Origin of the sequence: Microbulbifer sp. YPW1 (assembly GCF_013367775.1) — a bacterium.
GTDB lineage: Bacteria > Pseudomonadota > Gammaproteobacteria > Pseudomonadales > Cellvibrionaceae > Microbulbifer.
The window spans coordinates 858,389-879,605 of record NZ_CP055157.1; the positions used below are offsets into that span (position 1 = coordinate 858,389).

The following is a 21,217-nucleotide window of genomic DNA, read 5'->3' on the forward strand; positions in this document are numbered from 1 at the left end:
TGGTACGAGACGCACTTCATCATTAGCGGGGCCTGTGGGAGCAGGATATTCCAGTGGCGATCAGGGTTACGGTGATACCCGTTACACCTTGCGTGATGGCCGCGAGGTGAGTATCCGTCCGGTGTGCCCTGCTGATGGCGACATGGAGCGGGAACTGATCGAGAGCCTGTCCGCCGACTCCAGTCGTATGCGCTTTCTAGGCGGTATTGGTCGAGTCAGTCAGCAACTGATGCATATCCTCAACGACAACGATGCCCAGCACGAAGCCTTTATTGCGCTGCATGAAGACGACTCAGGCACCTTGCACGCTGTGGGTGTAGCCAACTTTGCCTGCGATCCCGATGGGCACTCCTGTGAATGTGCCGTGGTGGTCGCCGATGACTGGCAAAATATGGGCCTGGGCAAGCGTCTCCTTCAGGAGCTGGTGGATGCGGCCAAGGCGGACGGCCTCGATGAAATCTACTCCGTCGAATCCGCAGGCAATAATGCCATCGACCGCGTGGCGCGGGAGCTGGGGTTTAACTGCAAGGCGGACCCGCGCGACTACACGACGGTGCGCTACAGCCTGCAACTGCACTGACCGGCAATCATTGAGCAACAACAGAGACTCAAACAGGAAGACAGACCGGTGCGGGGCAAACCTGCTCCGCCCGTGACAGGTACCGGGGCCGGGTTCTTAAACGAATCCGGCCCTTCTAGTCACCCTCACATCACATCCTTCGTATGTCCCGCACCCGCTTCCCCGGAAAATCCACCTCAGCCTACACCTCCGCGATAGACCCGCCGCAATTGTCAATTTTTTGACATTCTACGCGTCAACGGGTTACCTAGAATGACACCAGCGATGGGCCCGGCTTCGCCTGCGGAGAATTTGGGCTATACAACACAATATCTAATAATAATTCGGAGGTTCCCATGGAATCCGGCCCCCTGATCTCGATCGGCCTGCCGATCGCCCTGTTTATCATCATGATCGGTATCGGTCTGACCCTCACCGGTCGCGACTTTCACCAGGTCACCGTCAAGCCTACGGGTCTGATTTTCGGCACCCTGGCACAAATTATCCTGATGCCCGCTGCGGCATTCGCTCTGGCCTGGCTTCTGGAACTGCCGCCGGCGATGGCAGTGGGGCTGGTGATCATTGCCGCCTGCCCCGGTGGCACCACCTCCAATTTGTTCACCCTGCTGGCGAAGGGTAATGTCGCCCTATCCATCGTGCTCACCGTGTCGGCAAGTCTCATCACCATCATGACCCTGCCGCTGATCACCAACTTTGCGTTGAAGCTCTACTTCGGCACCCAGGAGGAAATTTCACTCCCCCTGGGGAAAACCGTTGTGATGCTCTCGGTGATCGTGCTGCTACCGGTAGCCATCGGCATGACTATTAAAGCCTTCCAGCCAAACCTGGCGGCGCGGGCCGAGGGCATTGTGAGTATTTTCGGTGGGCTGGTCCTGGCCGCTCTGGTCGCCGGGATCGTATACGGTATCCGCGACCGATTTGTCGATCTGCTGATTCAGGCAGGTCCTGCCACCATCGCGCTCAATATTCTGGGTATTGGCATCGGACTACTGTGTATGCGGGCCGTGGGACTGGGTATCCGGGAGCGCCTCGCGGTGGCCACGGAACTGGGTATCAAAAACGGGACGCTGGGACTGATGGTCACTCTCACCCTTCTCCATTCCAGCGATATGTCCGTACCCTCGGCCATCTACGGCGTAATCATGTTTCCGCTCGGTTTCCTGCTCGTGGCGTACGGGCGCCGCCTGGTCAGGGCCGGTACACCGTCAGAATCCGCAGGGGAAAGGTCCCACCCTGCAGAAGTGGGATAAGTATTTGCCCTGCGTCGTTTGACTGGCTCCAAGCGTCCGATAGAGTGGCCTCAAAGTAATTTTGAGGCCCTCTCATGACCCAGGCACGCCCTTCCCAATTACTCGCCTTCTTCCTGTGCACCTGTCTCCTGTTGGCGCTTGGCGCCGGGCGTGTAACCGCAGCGGTTGCGCCAGACACAGGATTCCCTGAATCCCTCTCCCCAGAAGCTCTGCCAACCCCTGTGGAGTACCGGGATGTTCAGTGGGTGCAGGCAGGGAATAAAACCCTCACCACCGATATCTTCGTGCCGAATACCGGGCGCAAGCAGTATCCGGTAGTGGTGATCTTCCACGGCGGCGGCTGGCTGATTAACGACAACCGCATCATGGATGCAGCCGCAAAGTACCTGGCCCGCCACGGTGAGTTTGTCGTGGCAAATATGAACTACCGGCTACTGGGGGATAACCAGAACACCACTACCATGGACGAGATCGTGGGAGATGTGCTCGGTGGTGTGTTGTGGGTGAAGGAACATATTTCGGAATATCAGGGCAATCCGGAGCGCATCGCGGTCACTGGAGACAGTGCCGGTGGCCACCTGAGCGCAATGGTGCTACTGGCGGCAAATAACCTGAGCGGCGAGGCATTCTCACCAGAAAACCTCGCGTTCCGCCCCACCTATATGCCCGCGGGAAAAACGCCGGAGCAGATAGCGGATAACGGGGAGTTGCAGGTGCAGGCTGCCGTATTCAGTTACGGGGCATTCGACCTTTACCGCGCAGCCCAGACCGGTTTTGAGTCACCCGGAAATATTTTCTGGAAACTGGGCAACACAGAACCTCGCGGCATTATGGGCAAGGAGTTCAACGTAGAAAGCGCCCCGGAACTCTACAAAGCCGTGTCACCGGCTTATCTTATCCCCGACGCCGGGGACAGGAAGCTGCCGCCGATATTCGCCCATGTAGGCAGTAAGGACACCACGACACCACCGAGCGCGGTAAAGGCATTCGTCGACAAGCTGGTAGCGGCCGGGCAGCCTGCCCGGTTCAAGGAATATCCCGGGAAAAATCACGCGTTTCTGGATACCGGGTGTAATGAGTTTCTCGGGAACTGCTTCGACAAAGACGCTCCGGAAACACTGAACGATATGATTGAATTTTTACAGGCACATCTGGAGTGAAGGCGAGTCGCAACCGAAGCCGGGCCTGCTCGCTCCCTTGTCAATCCAGTCCATCGACATATCGCATCAGGCGCTCCGGATCGCTGATAGTCACACGACCATAGGCGAACTCGATCAACCCCTGAGCCTCGATATTCTTGAGTACCCGGTGCACCCCCTGCCGGGTCATCCCCATCATATTGGCGAGCAACTCGCGGGTCAGGGCAAAGCTCACCGCGACATTGCCGTCCTGTCCGCTGCGGTTGTGCATCTGCGCCAGAAACAGTAATCGCCTCCCGATACGCGCCTCCGTGCCCCGCAGGACATCGTCCTGAATCACCGACATCGCAGACCAAAGCCGTCGGCTGACCTGGTCCAGAGCGACGGGATAGGCATCCGGGTTATCCCTCAGCGTGGTCCGCAGCACCTCCCCCTGGATTTCGAACACCTCGCAGTCCTCGTGTGCCGTAGCACCGAACACCCGCGGCATTCCCGGGGAAAAAACCGTGTCGCCAAACCAGGCCCCCACATCGAGGATCGCGAGAATCGCCTCGCGCCCAGCGACATTGCTGGCACAAATCCGGACCCGTCCGCGGGCAATGATGCACAGGCTGCCCTGCAGCGCTCCCGGGGGATAAATAATCTCCCCGGCACCATACGCCCGATTGCGGGCCTGCTCAGCCAGGGAGAGTTTGGCCGGTTTGGAGAGCCCCTCGAGTAACGGACAGGTTTCGATAACGGAAAGAACGTCATTCATTGGCCAAGTGTAAACAAATTGACAGTCAGAGGCGCAGCTGAATTTCTAGAATGCGGTCATCGGTAAACAGAAAGCACACCCACAATAATTAAGAGAGAGAACTCCATGCAGCCGTCCTCCATACAACAGTCCCCATCCACACTGGAATCCCTGCCCTCGCTGGAAGGCAAGGTAAGCGCCGAGGAGTGGCAATTGCGCGTAGACCTCGCCGCTGCCTATCGCCTGGTTGCTCACTACGGGTGGGATGAAATCGTGTTTACCCATCTTTCGGTACGCATTCCCGGGCCGGAACATCACTTTCTGATCAATCCCTTTGGCGCCCTGTTTGAAGAAATTACTGCCTCCAGCCTGGTCAAAGTGGATATCAATGGGGAAAAAGTGGATGACAGTCCCTTCCCGGTAAACCCCGCGGGATTCACCATTCACAGCGCCATCCACGAGGCGCGCGAGGACGCCCAGTGCGTGATGCATACCCACACCGTGGAAGGTGTGGCCGTAGCCGCGCACAGTGAAGGCCTGCTGCCACTTTCCCAGCAATCACTCTTCCCCCTCGCCAGCCTCGCGTATCACGACTACGAAGGCATTGCAGTACGCGAGGATGAAAAAGCCCGGCTGGTGAAGGATCTGGGAACCGCCAAGTTCATGATCCTGCGCAATCACGGCCTGCTGACCTGTGCATCCACGGTGGCCGACTGCTTCCTGTTTATGTACCTGCTGCAAAAATCCTGTGAGATTCAGGTGGCAGCACTGGCCGGCAACCGCCCACTGACACCGGTCCCGCAGGAAATCATCGACAAGATTGTCAGCGAAGGTGAAAAGGTCACCAGCAACCAGGGCGGGCTGCTGGCCTGGCCCGGACTGTTACGCAAACTCGACCGTATCGACGCTAGCTATCGCCGCTAACCCAATCCCGGAGCAAACCATGAGCAATAATAACCATACAAAGAACCAGCCTCACGCCACCTTCAGCCACATGGAGCACGGCAGTGCCCAGGACTGGAAATGCATCGCAGAGGCGTTCGGCCCCTTCGCAAAAAAGCTGCCACAGCGAATTATCGAGCACTTGAAATTGCTCGACGGTGACTTCGGCGGATTCCAGGTAGACCGGCTAACCCACTGCCTGCAGAGCGCCACCCTGGCACACAAGGCGGGAAAAGATGAAGAGTATGTAGTGTGTGCACTGCTGCACGATATCGGCGACACCCTGGGCTCTTACAACCACGCGGATGTTGCCGCGGTTCTGCTGGAGCCTTTTGTGAGTGAAGCCAATCACTGGATGATCAAGCACCACGCCATTTTCCAGGGCTACTACTTCTTCCACCACCTGGGCATGGACCGCGATCAATACAAACAGTATGCAGACCACCCGTACTACCAGCGCACCCTGGAGTTCGTGCGCGAGTTTGACGCGCCGGCATTCGATACCGAGGCCGAGGTGCTGCCGCTGTCGTTTTTTGAACCCATGATCCAGCGGGTTTTCGCCCAGCCGAAAAAGTCACTGTACAAAGAAGCGGTGAACAACTTCGAGAGCAATCAACCGGAAAAAGAAACGGCCTGAACTACCGATTAGATTCGACATAACCCTCGCACGGAGGGGGCAAAACACAGATCAGAATTCGGCATCGATATCCGGTCGGAAATTGAAATACGAAGTCTCCACCAGAGTTTTGTAAACCCCCTCCACATTCATCGGGAGCCACTCCCGATACATCGGCAGATCCTTGAATTCTTCGAGCTGGATTTCCGATTTGAGTGTATCCAGCGTTTTTCCCTGTAGCATTCCGTCGCGCACGGCGGCATATAGAGCTTTCAGATACGCCAGGTAACGCTCCACATCCTCCCGCTTGCCAGACTTGCCATGCCCACCGACAAACAGATCAAACTCCGGACCGGCAAGCACCGCTTCCGTGGAGCGGATCATGCCGTGGATATCGTAGCCAATCAGATTTTTATAGGGCATGCGCCCCAGCACAATCCAGTCGACGACATATAAGACATTCGCCGGCAGGAAACGCATACTCACCGAACCGCGGCCGTTGTTGGTTCCGTGGTAACGCAACTCAACAGTGCTCGATCCGAGCTCGACCTCCAGGAAATCATCAAAGGTAATATCCGCGGATGCGGTGGGGACTTGCGTCCACGCGATATCTTCCGCGGCCAACGCCTGGGCCACCACCACCGCGCCTGCCTCAGCAAATACCTCGCCTCCGAGCACATGATCCACGTGATTGTGGCTGTAAGCCATGTACTTAATCGGCCGATCAAACCGTGAGGACAGTTCTGATTCCAGCCAGCGGGCGGCTTCTGGATTGATCGGATCGGTTACGAAGATCCCCGCTTCGGTGACCATAAATACCGAACGATAATTGCCCGCGGTAAAGCGATAGACATTTCCCTTCACGGGTTCTATGGCGAACTTCGGCTCGGCCAGCGCCGCCACAGGATGGAGAAAAATAAGTCCCGCGAATAAACTAATAATAACTGTCCGAATAACTGGCTCCAGATGGCGATCTAAAGAAAACGCACTCGTTTTTAAAAGCCCAGCTTGGATATCTTCCTCGACCGCGAACTTCTTGTGCGATCACAGCCAGAAGAGCAACACTTCGAGAGCATCCGACCTGGCTGCGTTATGGATTCTCTATTCTGAAGAACTGGATACTTAACGGGTACTTCCAGAGCTTTCCTTCGCTCGCGTTAACCGCCCCAATTACTACAAAAATGATATCCAAGAGCAACAATATGAAAAATCCAAAAATTCCGACAATTACAAACACCAAGATAAAGAGAACCACCGAGTAAATAAGCGCACTAATCATCCAATTGAGAATGACTTTACCGTGCTTATCAATTTCTTCGGAATGGTCTTTATTAACCGCCCACATAACGATCGGCAATACAAATCCAGCGCCAGGGATACAGAACCCAGCCAGCTGACTTAGATGCATAAGCATTAAATAGGTATTCTTCTCTAGGCCCCAAGGCTTAAGTTCTTCCATGATTCTCTCCAAATACTACTGATCTATAATTCCCCAGCCCCGAAGGGAGATAACGGCCGATTGTTAAGCGCTCTCCATACCGCGCAACTTCCACAGTGCGCTACCCAGACCAGAAGCGCCGAAGCAGAGAAAACCGCCAATCAATATCTCTACTACCGTAGTAACCTGGATGATAACTGTTTCGGCATAATTGCTGTCGCTTGTGTATGCTCTATCCGAGAAATGAACAAGCCACATTCCATTATTTATTAAGTCCGGAATTGCCCATGAAAGAATGTAGACACCGATGATACAAAAGGCTATCGAGAGTAAATCCTTGCCGTTCTTTGACAGCTCAATTTTTTCCTCAGACGCTTGAGGTAGTAACTTTCTTGCAACCAAGTTTGGAAACTTAAGAAATGTCAGAGCCAGGGAAAAAATCAGAATAATCTCAACTACCGTCAACACGGCATATACTTGAATGCTTTCATCCCCATTGTACGAAAGCATACCCAAATACATATATTGGTTAGAAATTGTTCGCAAGCCTAAAAATACCAAAATCACGCCGCAAACTCTAAGCCCAACTGACAGTAACTCATGAGATTTCATACGATTCCTTTTTCTCGTTTAATGCCTGCAGGAGGAGCGGCTTACCTTGTGCGCGTTTTGCGCAAGAATGAGAGCACAGCGACTAGCGAAAAATGTGCACATGTTAAGCTGCCCCGCGGAGGGCCGAAGGCTCGGAGAAGATTTCCCGGCCTTATTAAGTATTTTCTTTAGCTCGCCGGCCATGGAGAACAACAAGGGCAAAACAAGCCAACGCGGAAAGAGCCCACAGATATGCCCCTATTAATGGTGTGACCTCTACGGCAATACCGTCTGCTCCAAGCATGGCCACCGGATTAATGAAGAATACTATTACACACAGCAAAGCAAAAATACTAAAAATAAGTGCGAGCTTAAATTTTGATACCGCTAGAAATCCGACACTCAAAACAATAGAAATATTTGCAAACCACGGAAAAGCCATAAAAAGAGAGGATCGCAGGCTCTCAGAGTCAATCATTCCGTGCGCATACCAGTTTTCTATAGCGGTTATTGCAATGTAGGACTGAAACCATCCGAACACCAAAAGTGAATATCCAAACTCATTTCTCCCGGACACACTTAATGCTGGCATGAAAAGAGATAGCAAAAGCAAAAAAGCCGGCAATAAAACGTAGGTTCTTTGACTCATGATTGCTTAACGCCCAGCGCTGGCAGCGCGGAGCACCTTTTGTGTTAGTGTTTGAGCGCCAGCGAGTAACACAAAAGGTGCGTAGCGTTGGCTGTCGCTCTGCCGCTGTTTGTTAGCCTGGTTTTACCTCGGGATAAGCCAGTACCGCAAGATCCTCGACCGAATATTGACCAAGCTTCGATGGGTCAATTGACTGACTAACTCTCTTGAATGAAGATAGCTCTAAAATCGATTCTAATTCGCCGTCGAATCCCATTTTCTCAATATTCTTTAAAAAATCTGAAACTAAGCGCATATCTTCGAACTCTTTATCACTTATACACTCAAGATCTAAGTTAAATTTTTCACACGCCTCCCAAATCAAGGTTGCAGGCCATAACTCAATTGCAACTGATCGTTTACCCTTATGCATCTCTAGTGGCCCATCGATAAGTTTCGACCCGCAACTTTTACAAATCGCTTTGTAAGCCAAAAGTTCTTTTACAGGATAAATATTACTCTCGTTACAAAATTCGCATTTTGTAGGGAATGGGTCAATAAATTCCATGTCAATTACCCAGATGGCTAACGCCGCGCACAGGGGCGGCTTACTTTATGCGCGCTTTGCGCGAAAATGGGAGCGCAGCGACCAGCGCAAGACGTGCATAAAGTAAGCCGTCCCTTTGCTGCGCTTTGTTAAGCACTTGGCGCTGGACAAGAGGGTTCCTTGTCCACTACCGGCGACAGAAACTTAGTCAACTTTCCTGCGCAAATTAAGTAGAAATTTGGATCTGAGTCAGCATTTTTCGATTGGACGGCAGAGTGAATGACTTTGCCTTTAGAATACAAAGTTGATTCAAAATTCTTCGTGTTTTGGGGATTTACTATAACTGAGAGACGAAGCTCATCCGAAAGAACAAGCTCTTGAGATCCATATGAGCCTGTCTCTACAACAAATTCTTGGATAGGGTTCTGATCCACTGCAACTTGTAGCTTAAATTGATTGTTCTCGCTAGCTGATGCGACCCCGGAAAATAGTACAAGTAATACTGATGCAACTATGATTTTCATTTTTTATTTCCTTATTGTGACTCTCAGTGCTTAACGCCCAGCGCAGGCGCAGCCAGCGCGGAGCGCATTTTGTGTTAATGTTTGAGCGCCAGCGAGTAACACAAAAGGTGCGTAGCGTTGGCTGTCGCTCTGCCGCTGATTGTTAGGTGTTTTGGGAACCAATGAACTTCAACCCACTCCGCTCAACCATGTTTTTAACATTTTCTAATGCTGAGCCATCTTCCATAAAGAACCAGGCAGTATAATCGTGCCCCTCTCGGTAAATAGTTCTTATTTCAGGAATAAAAATATCACCAGGTAGGTATTGCTGACGCTCTATATCTTCTAACAGTTGCTCTAAAGAGGCCAATCCTTTGAAGCATTTCCTGTGTTCATTGTATTTATAAATTGAAAATGAACTGACTATTGCTTTACTGAGATTAATTGTACAACGCTCACGGCGAGCCTCTTCTTCTTTTGTAACACCCCACAGCAAATCATCCACATTATCTGTAATTTCGTGGGCCCACTTATCCCAGAGAGAAACCGGATACGCGGTATAACTACCAACTTCTTCCCATTCATAGTCATGGGCCTGCGGAAATACTCCTGCTACATCCGCATTTTCTTTCCGTGAAATATGTTTAAAAGCTCTCATTTACTCACTTGTACGTACGGACACCTAACAGTTTATTCAATAACTCCAGATGTAGACATAATGTCTACATCTAGGCATAAGATATCTACATTTAGACATTATGCCTATATATAGCCATGCCCCTTAAGCCACCAACATGGCTATATCTAGACATTACTTATATGGCCACTCGGTGGTTATCGGCAATACATCGGATATTCAAGTGACACTTGCCCCACCGTGCACTAGTCACCGAGGGTGATTTTCCGGTCTATTTAAACAACAAAGCCCCGCATGGCGGGGCTTTGTATTCAGCTAACTTCGGCAAGGTTACCCTTGCTCTCCAGCCACTGCTTCCTGTCACCGGCCCGTTTCTTGGCCAGTAACATGTCGAGCAGCTGGTTGCTGTCGTCGCCGGCGTCGATATAAAGCTGCACCAGGCGGCGGGTGTTGGGGTCCATGGTGGTTTCGCGCAATTGCAGCGGGTTCATTTCACCGAGGCCCTTGAATCGGGTGACCTGGATCTTGCCTTTCTTTTTCTCCGCGGCAATACGATCGAGGATTCCCTGGCGCTCGGCGTCATCCAGCGCGTAGTAGACCTCTTTGCCGATATCCACCCGGAACAGCGGCGGCATGGCAACGTACACGTGGCCGTTGGTAACCAGCGGGCGGAAGTGGCGCAGGAACAAGGCACACAGCAGCGTTGCAATGTGCAGGCCGTCGGAGTCGGCGTCGGCGAGAATACAGATTTTGTTGTAGCGCAGGCCTTCCAGGTTGTCGCTGCCGGGGTCGACGCCAAGGGCGACGGCGATGTCGTGAACTTCCTGGCTGGCGAGGATCTCGTTGGAGTCCACTTCCCAGGTATTCAGGATTTTACCGCGCAGGGGCATGATGGCCTGGAACTCGCGGTCGCGGGCCTGTTTGGCGGAGCCACCGGCCGAGTCCCCTTCCACCAGAAACAGTTCCGAGCGCGTTGTATCGCCACTGGAACAGTCGGCGAGCTTGCCGGGCAGGGCCGGGCCCTGGGTGACTTTTTTGCGCGCGACTTTTTTCGCGGAGCGCAGGCGTTTCTGCGCATTGCTGATACACAGCTCGGCGAGCTTGTCGCCATCTTCGGTGTGCTGGTTGAGCCACAGGCCGAAGGCATCCTTGGCTACGCCGGAAATAAATGCGGTGGCCTCGCGGGAGCTGAGGCGTTCCTTGGTCTGCCCGGAGAACTGCGGGTCTGCCAGTTTGGCCGAGAGCACATAGGAGCACTGGTTCCAGATATCCTCTGGCCCCAACTTGACCCCACGCGGCAACAGGTTGCGGATCTCGCAGTACTCGCGCATGGCGTCGAGCAGGCCCGCGCGCAGGCCATTCACGTGGGTGCCGCCCTGGGCAGTGGGGATCAGGTTCACATAGGATTCAACGGTGACCTCACCGCCTTCCGGCAGCCACTGTACGGCCCAGTCCGCTGCCTCGGTCTCCGCGGAAAAGTTGCCGATAAAAGGCTCCGCCGGCAGCACTTCCCAGCCCTGGTTGGACGCAGCCAGATAATCTTTCAGGCCGTCTTCGTAATACCACTGGTCCGACTCGCCGTCCTGCTCATTAATGAAGGTGACGTTCAGGCCCGGGCAGAGCACCGCCTTGGCGCGCAGCAGGTGGCGCAGGCGCGGTACGGAAAACTTGTGGGAATCGAAATACTTCGGGTTCGGCAGGAAGCGCACGCTGGTGCCGGTTGTGCGCTTGCCACACTCGCCAACCACTTCCAGATCCGAGGCCTTGTCGCCATTCTGGAAGCCGATGCGATGCACCTTACCATCCCGCTGGATGGTCACTTCCAGCACATTGGACAGGGCGTTTACTACGGAAACACCCACCCCGTGCAGACCACCGGAAAACTGGTAGTTGTTCTTGGAGAACTTGCCGCCGGCGTGCAGGGTGGACAGGATTACCTCTACCCCCGGACGCCCCTGCTCCGGGTGGATATCCACCGGCATGCCACGACCGTCGTCGCTAACGGACAGGGAGTGGTCCTTGTGCAGTACCACCTCGATTTTCTTGGCGTGGCCGGCGAGGGCTTCGTCGACACTGTTGTCAATCACTTCCTGGGCCAGGTGGTTTGGACGGGTGGTCTCGGTATACATCCCGGGACGCTTTTTCACCGGGTCCAGCCCCGTCAATACCTCGATATCTTCTGCGGAATAATTCGCCATAGAGTTTTGTTCGCCGTGGCCGGCGCCTACTGCTTGGAGTTTGTTATTGGGTCTTTTCGGGTTCAATTAATTATTCGGAAACAGGAAATCTACCAGTGCCTCGGTATAACGGGCAAATCCCTGGAAGCTGTGGTCGCCCCCCTCTTCCACGGTTTGGCGCTGGCCGCGGTAAAAATCCTCGGCTTCGCGACAGTCCAGGGTTTCATCGCCACGCTGCGCCAGCAGCCAGTAACGTCCACTGAGTTCCCCGGGTATCGCCGCTTCCAGTTGCCGCATGTTATCCACATCGGCTGGCTGCAGGCGATAGGTCTGCATTTCACCGCTGTAGGGTTTGAGATCCTGCCCGAGATAACCCGGCATAAAGCGCGAGGGTTTCACTGCGGGATTGATGATCACAGCCGGGAGCCGGTGCTGCTCGGCCAGCCAGGTACTCCAGAAGCCGCCCATGGAGCTGCCCACCAGGCCGATGGGACCGCGGTGATTGGAGCGGAAATCCTCCAGCATCTTGCCGAGGGTCATTGCAGCCTGCGCCGGATAGGGTGAAATCAACGGCGCATAGAAAATGACATCGGGGCGGGATTCCTGCAACCACTGTTTCAGTACCTGACATTTGTAGGACTGCGGTGATGACAGGAAGCCGTGCAGGTAGATCAGCAACGGGCGCTCAGCCGACGGGCTGTGGTCGCGGGATTGGGGATTTTGTTGTGTTGGCATGGCGGGGATTATAGCGGTGACGCCGGCATATGTACCGGCGCCCGCTCGCCATAGAGCTTCAGGATGTGACTAAACGCTAGCGCAGGGATTCATCCAGGCTGGCAAAGGCACGGCGCAGGTCAATTTTCATATCGCGCCAGAAGGTAACGCTGGTGAATCGTTCCAAACGCCCTGCGGGGCCAACACCGCCGAAATTTTCGCCGATATCGCGACGGTCACTGAAACGCATTACCGGATTGCCGTTGCTGTCCTGCAGCTCGCCGGAGAGGGTTCCGTAGGCGCTCTGGTCGGTGTAGACCCGCCACAGAAACGGCTGCGGATCGAGCGGCGCGCCGAGGGAAAAGCGGCTCAGGTCCAGCTTCATGACGTAGTCCGCCTGGGAGCGGTCAGCCACCAGCTCACTGCGGCGCGGGGAGAGAAAACGTTCGCTCAGGGTTTCCCCCATCACTTCCTGCAATTTGGCGACGTCTTTTTCATCCAGTTCGTAATCTTTGGCGCGCAGTGGAGAACCGATACGCGGATAGCGCTTGTTGTACTCGACCGCCACTGGCTCCAGGTAAACCTTGGCGCCACTGAGATCGAAGGCGTAAGCGGCACTGACGCTATCCAGCCCGGTTTTGCGCGGCAGCAGGCCATCGGCTCCATCTTCCGGGGTAGCCACCGGCTGCTGGGCACAGCCCGCCAGCAGTGCGGCGGTGAGCAACAACAGACTCAGGAAACTCTTACGGGGTGTGTACATGGTGACCTCTCTTCCTGTTGGACACGTGTGTGATTGCAGCGCACCGACTGGAGAGACTCGAGCAGTTCGAGGCGGTGCGCCACAGGAATCCGGTACCACTGAACCGCGAATTCACGTGCCATATTATGATAGGTGGCTGGACAATGAGTCACGTGAGGCAGGTTAAAAAGTGCAAAGGGGCGAATGGCCTGACCTATGCGACGAGCGCAGGATCAGTATCCAGAGGATGCGAAATCCACACTGTATTCTGCGATCGCCACCCGCTCGACGCCGGTATCGTAACTGCCGTCATCGCGCAGATCGAACCAGCGGTAGCCCGGCAACTCACTGTCTACCGCAAAGGGACCGCTGCCCGGCGTGAACTGAACCGAGGTGGAAGGGGTTGCATGCAGGCCGATGTGACCGAGCTGGCTGTCGAACTGCTGGTGCACATGGCCCCAGGTAATGGCGCGCACGTGATCGGCGCCGGACACCATCTCGATAAATGCCTCGCGCCCGGTTTTCAGCATATGGCCATCGATCCAGTGGCTGCCTACCGGTACCGGCTGGTGGTGCATCATGATCATCAGCGGGTGGTCGCGGAGGTTCTCCAGCTGTTGCGCGATATGCGTCAGTTCCACATCCGTGAAACCGCCGCAGATCTGCCCCGGCACACTGGTATCCAGCAACAGCAGGCGCCAGTTACCCAGCGCAACCACCTCGGGCCGCCGCCGGGGCTCGAGCTCGTCCATTCTGTGGGCGGCATCGTGGTTGCCGGGGAGCCAGTACCAGGGAGTGGAGACCGGTTGCATTTTGCGCAGGAAACGGCGGTAGGCTGCCTCGGTACCATTGGCAGAAACATCGCCGGTAACAACCATTAATTCGGGTGTAGTGGGCTCGGCAGCGATGGCCGCAAGCACCTCATCCAGGGTGTGGCCGGTGTCCAGGCCCAGCAACTGATAATCCGGCCGACCGCCAATATGGGGGTCGGTAATCTGGATCAGCCGGTTTGCCGGTTGTACTGCCTCGATATTCACTGTCTCACCTTGCCGAAACATCCGTGTTCGCCCGTGCGATGCCCGGCGTGCTCTCAGCGTTGGCGACCACCGAAAGTGAGGTCGACCTGGGCGCGGGCGTTTGCCAGGCAGTGCGCCAACCATTCACTCAGGAAACGATTGACCTGCTGGCGCTCATCTTCATTGTGCATGGCCGGATTGGGGTAGCTGAAGTTCAGCCCATCGCCGCCTACCGGCCCCTGGCCATCCACCGCCACCACTTCTGCCATACGCGCGTCATGATAGAGACGTACCGTAATCGGCGGTGGCGCTAGCCAGTTACTGTTCTTGTCCCCAGAATCCTGTAGCGAGGTCTGCAGGCTCACTTCGGTGGTGTACCTGCTGCGCTCTACAACCGCCACCTCCAGGGTGCCGCTGGGTATCTGGTAGCTCCAGCTGTGATTGCTGGCGAGCTCCGGCATCAATTTACACAGGCGCAGGTAGTTGGCATCACAGTCTGCGTGATAGGTCGGCAGGTCCACCCGGTAGCGCTCTTTTACAGCGCCCGTGCGTCTACTCGTCGCGGTCTGTGATTTTGCCTTGCTGCGGCTGCTGTCCGCCGGTACCGCCATTATCGACACTCCTGTTGAGTCTGCGCCGTGATTGATCTCTCAAATTGCCCGCGTTGGGGCGAAATCCGGGTCCTGGGACCAGATCCCCGGCTCTCCGGGCGCGGATTTACCCTCGAACTCGCATTAACTTGGCAATATTTGCCGGCAATTGCCATTTGCTTGTAGCTATCAGAAGGGGATGTCTGAGCAATGGCGCCGCGACCAGTTACCCGCTCAGCGTTCCAATTGCGCGTGATTCAGCTGCAGCCACTGCAGGCTGATGATGCTGGCGGCGTTATCGATGGCGCCATCGCCGCTGGCGACCGCGTCCAGCATGGTCTGCAGTGGGAATACCCGGAGGCGGATATCCTCGTGTTCTTCAGCGAGGCCGAAGTAGCCTTCGATATCGCGCAGGTCGGCACAGGCGCAGAACAGGTGCATACGCTCGCTGGTTCCGCCGGGGCTGGGCAGGTAACTGCGGATATAGTGCAGCGCCTGCACCTCCAGCCCGGCCTCTTCCTGGAGTTCGCGGCGGGCGACCTCTTCGAGGGATTCCCCCTCTTCGACCATGCCGGCGACCACTTCCAGGCACCAGGGGCCGTTTTCGCGCTCCAACGCGCCCACACGGAACTGCTCGGTGAGTGCCACCAGCTGATGCTGGGGGTCGTACAACAGCACCCCCACCGCACTGCCGCGCACGAACAGCTCGCGCTCCATCTCCCCGCCCCAGCCACCGCGATACAAGCGGTGGCGCAGGCGCAGCTTCTGCATCTCGAAGAAACCGTCGTACACGGTTTTGCGCGAGATAATATCCACCGCGCCGCGGGTAAATTGCGGCTTGAGGTCCTTGTTATCACTCATGGCTGTGCGTTCCGATTCCGTTACTTCCGCTGGATCAGTCGTAGCCGACGTCATTGTAGGGTGGGAACTTGGCGAGGATCATGCTGGCTTCCTCGCGCAGGCGAAACAGCTGCTGTTCCGGGGCGTCGTATCGACCCGCTACCGACGGCATACTGCCGCGCCACAGGGGTGCCTCATCCGGGGACAGCACATCGACGATCAGGGAGGATTCGCGGTACTCACGCACCCGCAACGGGGCTCTCCAGCCGAAGCCGAAATAGCGGTAGCCGCCGTAAATGCTGAACGGGTCCTCGTATACCGCAACCTTGTCGCTGCTAAACAGCTGTACACGCACCAGGAAGTCGGCCTCCTCCGGGCTGGCCGCTGGCTGGTAGCTCGCCTTCAGCACCTCATTCACCGCCTGATTGGCGCGCTTGCTCTCAAATGGCGATACCGGGCCGTTGGCGAGGGTATCGAGCAGGTAATAGCTGCGCAGGTTGGCGAATTTGAAGGACGGGTCGTAATCCACCGCGACCGGGTTCGGGGCGGTACAGGCGCTGAGCCCGAGGGTCACGACTAACCCCAGGGCGGCACCGCGAAAACGTTGAAGCAAAGAAGCCATATGCTCTCCTGAATTTGTTATGAGAGTCCCGGCGTCCTTGCCGAACTGTGAAAAAATTGGAGGCCTGCTGGCTGGCAGGGCTGAACCCTCCCCTCAACCAGACTCAGCTCGCCGGCGGCAGGTCCTTGAGCAACTCGCCCACGGCCTTGTTGAGAATGCGCTGGCGCTCGTTCTTGTCCTCGGGGCGTGCCATCAGTTTGGTGGCGCTGCCACCCCATATCGGCATGCCATTATGCGGCCCGATGCCTACCGAGAGGGTTACCCGGGGTGCGCCGCTGCGCTCCGGCAACTCGACCACACCGCGCTGGGCATTGCTGTCGAACTGCGCATCCCAGCTCTCGTTTTCCTCTTCGCTGGCGAATTCTTCCTCGATAACTGCGATCTGGTATTCCACCACCATCTGCGCACTATCCACACTCTGCACCTGGCGATAGCCGCGGGATTGCATCAGGGCACCTACGGTGCGACGCAGCTCCGTGTCCAGCTCCACCAGTTGTGCCGGCGCGCCGGTGTCACCGGTCAGCACCTCGGTGCCCCAGGCGTAGGTCTGGAAGCTCACTGGTGCTGTGCGCGGCTCGATCCGGTCGATCTGGGTCGGGGTGCCACAGCCAGCGAGCCCGGCCACCGTCAGCAGACCCGCAAGCAGGCTGGTTATAGTAATACGCATCCGTTCTCCCTATCTCGTATGACATGATGTCGAGTTTCCGGCCGCGGGCCGGACTATTTGAAATTGCCTTCCAACGCTGGGTACAGCTCGATTTTGGGGCTCCACAACAGCCACTCCTTCTCGGGCTTCCCGTACAGTGGATAATGGCTGCCGGACTCCACTTCAAGCCCCATCTCGGCATTTTCCGGTGTGGCGAAAGCGATCCCCCCTGCCAGCAGCGACTGGGCAGATTCCGTGTGTACATCGAGCCCGGTCATTACCCCAAAGTTCACATCCACACCGCTGGCATTCCAGAATTTGCTGTGCTCGCGCACCAGGGTGCGATATTCAGGCTCTATATAAACATAGATGTAAACCCGGTCCGCCAGTTCCCCCAGCTGATAACCGGTCACCTGCCCGACCTTCACCTGGCGGTAAAAAACCGGGCTGCCGCGCTTGAGCGATCCGCGCCGCGGCGCGTCGAGGATGAGCGCCAGCCCGGGCATCATCATGGTATCGGCGAGGTCCGGCTCGGGCTTGGCGGGAAGGGCCACAAATTCGGTCTGCGGCTCGTTGCCCAGCCCCGGCTCCAGCTCCAGGAAAGGCCCGGTCACTAGGGTATCCAGGTTATCCACACCGCTCAGGCCGATCTTGGGACCCACTACCCACATGCGGGTGCCGGTGCGGGCAAACCGCTCCGCACGCCGGTAGAGGCGCGCCCTGGCGCGCACACCATCCAGCTCGTAATTCAGACGCAGGCGGGTAATCTCCCCCACCTGAATGCCGCGATAGCGCAGCGGCGCCCCCTCCTTGAGCCCCTCATCGCCGGTGAGGTCGATGTAGATATTGATTCCTTCTTCCAGCGCCTCGTCGCGACTGCCGTAAAGCCGGAAACTGTCACCGCTCTGCGCGCGCCCGGCATTCTTGCTGTGATGAGGGCCGCTGCCAAAAGCAATACCGCCGCGCACCACCGACAACAGCGCATCGGTCTCCACCTTGATTCCCTGTAGGCTGGCACTGGCGCGCACCCCGCTTACGTTCCAAAAGCGGCTCTCACCGTTGACCAGGTGCGCATAGCGCGGCTCGATCACCACATACACATTGATGCTGGAGCCGTCGTCCGCCAGCTCCATCCCCTGTACCCGCCCCACTTCCATCTGGCGGTAGTACACGGAGGCACCGCGCTGTATGGAACCGGTATTCCTGGCGGTAAGCCGCAGGTGCAATCCAGGCGTGCGCGCATCCCGCGCAGGCGGTGCAGTTGCGGCGTCAAACGTTCGAACCGAGCGTTCACCGGGACGCAGGTCCACTTCGATGCGATTGCCCTTGAGCAGGTCGTTCACGCCGGAAGTAAAATCCAGGGTCGGCGGCGCCAGCCAGAATCGGGTGTTTTCGGTGAGCAGGTCGTCGGTGATGGGGTCCATCAACACTTCGACTTCCATGCCATCGATATTCCGGTTGGCCTTGGCGGCATTCACCTCACCCACCTTGATACCCTGGTAGATAACCTGGGTCGATCCCTCCGCGAGGCTCACACCCCGGTCGAAATTGAGCGTCACCGGGATGCCGGCATCCGCCTCGGCAAAGCTCTTGTAGAGTTTGAATTCCTGGCCGTCTTCCGAGAGCGGGGAATGCCGCTGGGCTTCGGGGGTATAGAAACTGACACCACCGGCAATCAGTGAAGCGAGAGACTCGAGCTCCACGTTGACGCCACTGATGCCACCCTGGATGGTGACGCCGGAGGTATTCCAGAAACGGCTGCCGCGATGCACCAGGTCAGCGTATTCCCGTCGGATAAACAGGCCAATTTCCACCTCATTGGCATCTTCCGCCAGCCGGTAGCTCTCCACCTGCCCCACTTTCAGCTGGCGGTAGTACACCGGTGAGCCGCGGTTGAGGGAGGCCAGGCGCGGCGATTTGAGGGTAATCCGCAACCCGTCCCCGCGCACGTAGGCGGGCGGCTCCGGCACTGCGACAAAATGTTTGCGCGCGGCACCGCTGCCAGGCTCCACGGCGATATAGTTACCGGACACCAGTGCCTCGAGGCCACGCACACCGGTGAGGGACACCTCCGGCTTCACCAGCCAGAATTTGCTGCCCTCGGTAAGCAGGTAAGCCGCACTGCGATTGAACGACACTTCGGCCAGCACCCCGTCCTGGCCGCCAAGCTTTTCCGCATTGGGCACCAGGCGGAAGTCATCCACCACCCCGATTTCCACACCGGAATACTTCACCACTGTCTTGCCCTTTACCAGGCCGTCCCCGGTAGAGAACAGGATTGTGGCGCGAATATCCCCTTGGGTGAAATCCTTGTACAGCAACCAGGCAGCGATAAGCGCTGCCACCAGCGGCAACAGCCAGACCAGCGAGAGACCACGACTGCGGCGCGCCAGGCCTTCGGACTGGGCGTCGTATTCCAATGGCGGTTCGCTCATCCATTCTCCCTGTGAAGCTTCTCGTGTGCGTGCGCTTCTTTCGCAGACACTTTTTCTTCGTATACATCCCACACCAGACGCGGGTCAAATGCGCGCACTGCGAACATGGTCACAACCACGACGGTGGCAAACGCAGTACTGCCGGCACCGGCCGCCACTTCGGCGATGGCACCCATGTCTACCAGCGCCACCAGTATCGAGATCATAAACAGGTCCAGCAGAGACCAGCGGCCGATGGCATTCACCACCCGGTAAATCCGCATCGCCTGGCGCGGAGATACATCCCAGCGCCGCTGCACCATCAGGCACAGCATCACCAGGCCCACCAGTTTCATCACCGGCACGGCAATACTGGCCACAAACACGATCAGGGCAATGCCCCACAGCCCCGCGTGATACAGCTCCATAGCCCCGCCGATGATCGTGCTCGGGTCTCCCGAGCCCAGATAGATCACCGTCATCACCGGCAGGATGTTGGCCGGGATCAGCAACAGCGCCCCGGTAATGGTCAGCGCCCAGGTCAGCATGATGCTGCCATCCACCCGTCCATGCATGCGCGCGCCACAGCGGGGGCACAGGCAGGAATCCGCCTGCGGTGCCCGCACCAGCTGACGGCACCCGAGGCAGGTCCAGAATCCCGAAGACAATGCCCGTGCCGGACGCTTCACGACATTCCCTCCGACTGCGCTGAGGCATTCTTATCCGCAGCAGCGGTGCGGCGGGCCAGTCGCGCCCACACGGTTTCCGCATCGAAGGACACGGTGGCCGCGCTCGACACCACCATCATGGCCACAAAACAGTAAAGCCCGGGCTCTACCGACATTTTGCCCAGGTCCGACATTTTCACCAGTGCCACCAGAATGCCCAGCATATAGACATCCAGCATGCCCCACTCCTGCAGGTGGTGATACCAGCGCAGCGCCCGCGCCACTGGCTTCGCCATGCTGGCCCAGGCGCTGCCCCAGGAGATGAAGGCCAGCAACAGGAACTTGCCCAGTGGCGCCAGTACGCTGCAGAACAGCACCAGCGAGGCGAGCCAGTAATACCCCTCGGCAAACAGCGACTGCACACCGTTCATCAGCGTGTTCTCCGCGCCGAAGGAAAACAGGGAAAACTCAAGCAGTGGCAGGGTGGCGGTGGGGATAAACAGTAGCAGGCCCGTAAGACTCAGCGCGGCGGTATGCGCAACGCTGCGTTCCATATTGCGGTGCAGGGCGGCGCCACAGCGCGGACAGATCAGTCGCTGCCCCACCGGCGCGTGTGCGCGGGTCAGCAGCAGATCGCACTGGTGACAGGCTCTCTGCCACCGGGCACTGGAGCCTTCCGGCCCTGCCGGTATCGCCGTGCGGTGAGTGTCCTGTCGGGATTCTTGCCCCATGCCCTACCCATTTCCTTTTACTGCACTGCGTCAGTGGGCCGCCGATACATCCACACCGGAGTGCTTTCACATCGGGTGCATCCACAGGCGGCCTCCGCTGCGTCAGAGTTACCGGGAAGCGGCGTGGGAAGTGACGCGCAGGCCGGCACAAAGGTACCTTTCGCCACTGGACGCAAGTTCGCGTCAGTTTAACGAAGATATACCAAATTGCGCTGGTCGTCGCCTCGACGCTTATGCGGCCGAGAGGTACACTCTCGCGACCGCAGGCCCGAACTCCGTATCGAAAATGGATGCAACTGCATTCCGGGCCAAGCCAGCGCCGCCTTCAGAGCACATTACAGACTGGCTTCAGATCCTTTCAGAAGCACAAGCAGAAAAGGAAGCGGGGTTTACAGGAACACAGTGGGCGTTGCTAACGCACGATGCCACGGAAACTTGAAGACCGCAGCTGTC

Annotated in this window: 24 protein-coding genes; 5 read left to right on the plus strand and 19 right to left on the minus strand. The window is 56.9% G+C overall.

Annotated features, from left to right (window positions below):
• Positions 1–34 precede the first annotated feature (34 nt).
• The 3 genes from HUW35_RS03615 (at position 35) to HUW35_RS03625 (ending at position 2,990) form a co-directional block, all read left to right on the plus strand.
• The gene (locus HUW35_RS03615) at positions 35–580 is read left to right on the plus strand and encodes a GNAT family N-acetyltransferase (RefSeq protein WP_181254279.1); all 546 of its coding nucleotides are present in this window, start codon (positions 35–37) and stop codon (positions 578–580) included.
• A gap of 335 nt (positions 581–915) precedes the next feature.
• Complete coding sequence (locus HUW35_RS03620) at positions 916–1,830, plus strand: bile acid:sodium symporter family protein (RefSeq protein ID WP_181254280.1); 915 nt, start codon at positions 916–918, stop codon at positions 1,828–1,830.
• Between the two features lie 74 nt (positions 1,831–1,904).
• On the plus strand, positions 1,905–2,990 hold the full coding sequence (locus HUW35_RS03625; protein WP_181254281.1) for an alpha/beta hydrolase: 1,086 nt from the start codon (positions 1,905–1,907) through the stop codon (positions 2,988–2,990).
• A gap of 40 nt (positions 2,991–3,030) precedes the next feature.
• Here HUW35_RS03625 and HUW35_RS03630 read toward each other — a convergent pair whose 3' ends face one another.
• Positions 3,031–3,726, minus strand: coding sequence for a Crp/Fnr family transcriptional regulator (locus HUW35_RS03630; protein ID WP_181254282.1), 696 nt, complete (start codon positions 3,724–3,726; stop codon positions 3,031–3,033).
• Between the two features lie 105 nt (positions 3,727–3,831).
• On the opposite strand from HUW35_RS03630, the gene HUW35_RS03635 reads away from it, so the two are divergent.
• Together HUW35_RS03635 and HUW35_RS03640 are read left to right on the plus strand one after the other, a co-directional pair.
• Positions 3,832–4,629 carry a class II aldolase/adducin family protein gene (locus tag HUW35_RS03635; protein ID WP_181254283.1) on the plus strand — a complete coding sequence of 266 codons (798 nt, stop codon included), beginning with the start codon at positions 3,832–3,834 and terminating at the stop codon, positions 4,627–4,629.
• A gap of 19 nt (positions 4,630–4,648) precedes the next feature.
• A complete protein-coding gene (locus HUW35_RS03640) occupies positions 4,649–5,284 on the plus strand; it encodes an HD domain-containing protein (protein WP_181254284.1) in 636 nt (211 codons plus the stop codon).
• Positions 5,285–5,335: 51 nt separating this feature from the next.
• On the opposite strand, the gene HUW35_RS03645 is transcribed toward HUW35_RS03640, so the two are convergent.
• From HUW35_RS03645 to HUW35_RS03730, 18 genes are all read right to left on the minus strand, one after another.
• On the minus strand, positions 5,336–6,127 hold the full coding sequence (locus HUW35_RS03645; RefSeq protein ID WP_219932644.1) for an MBL fold metallo-hydrolase: 792 nt from the start codon (positions 6,125–6,127) through the stop codon (positions 5,336–5,338).
• A gap of 226 nt (positions 6,128–6,353) precedes the next feature.
• Positions 6,354–6,722: a DUF4870 domain-containing protein gene (locus HUW35_RS03650; protein WP_181254285.1), complete on the minus strand. Its 369-nt coding sequence runs from the start codon at positions 6,720–6,722 to the stop codon at positions 6,354–6,356.
• 63 nt (positions 6,723–6,785) lie between these two features.
• Positions 6,786–7,313: a hypothetical protein gene (locus HUW35_RS03655; RefSeq protein ID WP_181254286.1), complete on the minus strand. Its 528-nt coding sequence runs from the start codon at positions 7,311–7,313 to the stop codon at positions 6,786–6,788.
• A 154-nt stretch (positions 7,314–7,467) separates the two neighbouring features.
• Positions 7,468–7,941, minus strand: coding sequence for a hypothetical protein (locus HUW35_RS03660; RefSeq protein ID WP_181254287.1), 474 nt, complete (start codon positions 7,939–7,941; stop codon positions 7,468–7,470).
• A gap of 112 nt (positions 7,942–8,053) precedes the next feature.
• Complete coding sequence (locus tag HUW35_RS03665; RefSeq protein WP_181254288.1) at positions 8,054–8,488, minus strand: hypothetical protein; 435 nt, start codon at positions 8,486–8,488, stop codon at positions 8,054–8,056.
• A 128-nt stretch (positions 8,489–8,616) separates the two neighbouring features.
• Positions 8,617–8,991, minus strand: a complete 375-nt coding sequence (locus tag HUW35_RS03670) for a hypothetical protein (protein ID WP_181254289.1) — start codon at positions 8,989–8,991, stop codon at positions 8,617–8,619.
• 142 nt (positions 8,992–9,133) lie between these two features.
• The gene (locus HUW35_RS03675) at positions 9,134–9,628 is read right to left on the minus strand and encodes a hypothetical protein (protein ID WP_181254290.1); all 495 of its coding nucleotides are present in this window, start codon (positions 9,626–9,628) and stop codon (positions 9,134–9,136) included.
• A 290-nt stretch (positions 9,629–9,918) separates the two neighbouring features.
• Positions 9,919–11,805, minus strand: a complete 1,887-nt coding sequence (gene parE, locus HUW35_RS03680) for a DNA topoisomerase IV subunit B (RefSeq protein ID WP_181254291.1) — start codon at positions 11,803–11,805, stop codon at positions 9,919–9,921.
• Between the two features lie 66 nt (positions 11,806–11,871).
• A complete protein-coding gene (locus HUW35_RS03685) occupies positions 11,872–12,519 on the minus strand; it encodes a YqiA/YcfP family alpha/beta fold hydrolase (RefSeq protein WP_181254292.1) in 648 nt (215 codons plus the stop codon).
• Between the two features lie 76 nt (positions 12,520–12,595).
• The gene (locus HUW35_RS03690) at positions 12,596–13,258 is read right to left on the minus strand and encodes a hypothetical protein (protein ID WP_181254293.1); all 663 of its coding nucleotides are present in this window, start codon (positions 13,256–13,258) and stop codon (positions 12,596–12,598) included.
• A 212-nt stretch (positions 13,259–13,470) separates the two neighbouring features.
• A complete protein-coding gene (locus tag HUW35_RS03695; RefSeq protein WP_255463464.1) occupies positions 13,471–14,274 on the minus strand; it encodes a phosphodiesterase in 804 nt (267 codons plus the stop codon).
• A 53-nt stretch (positions 14,275–14,327) separates the two neighbouring features.
• Positions 14,328–14,864 carry a DUF1249 domain-containing protein gene (locus tag HUW35_RS03700; protein ID WP_181254295.1) on the minus strand — a complete coding sequence of 179 codons (537 nt, stop codon included), beginning with the start codon at positions 14,862–14,864 and terminating at the stop codon, positions 14,328–14,330.
• Between the two features lie 213 nt (positions 14,865–15,077).
• Positions 15,078–15,704 (minus strand): NUDIX domain-containing protein, encoded by a 627-nt coding sequence (locus tag HUW35_RS03705; RefSeq protein WP_181254296.1) that lies wholly within the window; start codon positions 15,702–15,704, stop codon positions 15,078–15,080.
• Between the two features lie 34 nt (positions 15,705–15,738).
• A complete protein-coding gene (locus HUW35_RS03710) occupies positions 15,739–16,305 on the minus strand; it encodes a DUF4136 domain-containing protein (protein WP_181254297.1) in 567 nt (188 codons plus the stop codon).
• 103 nt (positions 16,306–16,408) lie between these two features.
• Positions 16,409–16,972, minus strand: a complete 564-nt coding sequence (locus HUW35_RS03715) for a DUF4136 domain-containing protein (protein ID WP_181254298.1) — start codon at positions 16,970–16,972, stop codon at positions 16,409–16,411.
• A 53-nt stretch (positions 16,973–17,025) separates the two neighbouring features.
• Complete coding sequence (locus HUW35_RS03720) at positions 17,026–19,386, minus strand: PqiB family protein (protein ID WP_181254299.1); 2,361 nt, start codon at positions 19,384–19,386, stop codon at positions 17,026–17,028.
• Positions 19,383–20,054, minus strand: a complete 672-nt coding sequence (locus HUW35_RS03725; protein ID WP_255463465.1) for a paraquat-inducible protein A — start codon at positions 20,052–20,054, stop codon at positions 19,383–19,385. Before HUW35_RS03725 ends, HUW35_RS03720 begins: the two co-directional genes overlap by 4 nt.
• A complete protein-coding gene (locus HUW35_RS03730; protein ID WP_255463466.1) occupies positions 20,051–20,764 on the minus strand; it encodes a paraquat-inducible protein A in 714 nt (237 codons plus the stop codon). Before HUW35_RS03730 ends, HUW35_RS03725 begins: the two co-directional genes overlap by 4 nt.
• Positions 20,765–21,217: the final 453 nt, after the last annotated feature.

Excerpts from the sequence above, each read along its gene's own strand:
- HUW35_RS03720 (WP_181254299.1), bottom strand. The coding sequence starts at position 19,386 with ATGAGCGAACCGCCATTGGAATACGACGCCCAGTCCGAAGGCCTGGCG.
- HUW35_RS03665 (WP_181254288.1), bottom strand. The coding sequence starts at position 8,488 with ATGGAATTTATTGACCCATTCCCTACAAAATGCGAATTTTGTAACGAG.
- parE (WP_181254291.1), bottom strand. The coding sequence starts at position 11,805 with ATGGCGAATTATTCCGCAGAAGATATCGAGGTATTGACGGGGCTGGAC.
- HUW35_RS03640 (WP_181254284.1), top strand. The coding sequence starts at position 4,649 with ATGAGCAATAATAACCATACAAAGAACCAGCCTCACGCCACCTTCAGC.
- HUW35_RS03690 (WP_181254293.1), bottom strand. The coding sequence starts at position 13,258 with ATGTACACACCCCGTAAGAGTTTCCTGAGTCTGTTGTTGCTCACCGCC.
- HUW35_RS03700 (WP_181254295.1), bottom strand. The coding sequence starts at position 14,864 with ATGGCGGTACCGGCGGACAGCAGCCGCAGCAAGGCAAAATCACAGACC.
- HUW35_RS03670 (WP_181254289.1), bottom strand. The coding sequence starts at position 8,991 with ATGAAAATCATAGTTGCATCAGTATTACTTGTACTATTTTCCGGGGTC.
- HUW35_RS03655 (WP_181254286.1), bottom strand. The coding sequence starts at position 7,313 with ATGAAATCTCATGAGTTACTGTCAGTTGGGCTTAGAGTTTGCGGCGTG.
- HUW35_RS03620 (WP_181254280.1), top strand. The coding sequence starts at position 916 with ATGGAATCCGGCCCCCTGATCTCGATCGGCCTGCCGATCGCCCTGTTT.
- HUW35_RS03630 (WP_181254282.1), bottom strand. The coding sequence starts at position 3,726 with ATGAATGACGTTCTTTCCGTTATCGAAACCTGTCCGTTACTCGAGGGG.
- HUW35_RS03710 (WP_181254297.1), bottom strand. The coding sequence starts at position 16,305 with ATGGCTTCTTTGCTTCAACGTTTTCGCGGTGCCGCCCTGGGGTTAGTC.
- HUW35_RS03650 (WP_181254285.1), bottom strand. The coding sequence starts at position 6,722 with ATGGAAGAACTTAAGCCTTGGGGCCTAGAGAAGAATACCTATTTAATG.
- HUW35_RS03705 (WP_181254296.1), bottom strand. The coding sequence starts at position 15,704 with ATGAGTGATAACAAGGACCTCAAGCCGCAATTTACCCGCGGCGCGGTG.
- HUW35_RS03715 (WP_181254298.1), bottom strand. The coding sequence starts at position 16,972 with ATGCGTATTACTATAACCAGCCTGCTTGCGGGTCTGCTGACGGTGGCC.
- HUW35_RS03635 (WP_181254283.1), top strand. The coding sequence starts at position 3,832 with ATGCAGCCGTCCTCCATACAACAGTCCCCATCCACACTGGAATCCCTG.
- HUW35_RS03675 (WP_181254290.1), bottom strand. The coding sequence starts at position 9,628 with ATGAGAGCTTTTAAACATATTTCACGGAAAGAAAATGCGGATGTAGCA.
- HUW35_RS03660 (WP_181254287.1), bottom strand. The coding sequence starts at position 7,941 with ATGAGTCAAAGAACCTACGTTTTATTGCCGGCTTTTTTGCTTTTGCTA.
- HUW35_RS03625 (WP_181254281.1), top strand. The coding sequence starts at position 1,905 with ATGACCCAGGCACGCCCTTCCCAATTACTCGCCTTCTTCCTGTGCACC.
- HUW35_RS03685 (WP_181254292.1), bottom strand. The coding sequence starts at position 12,519 with ATGCCAACACAACAAAATCCCCAATCCCGCGACCACAGCCCGTCGGCT.
- HUW35_RS03730 (WP_255463466.1), bottom strand. The coding sequence starts at position 20,764 with ATGGGGCAAGAATCCCGACAGGACACTCACCGCACGGCGATACCGGCA.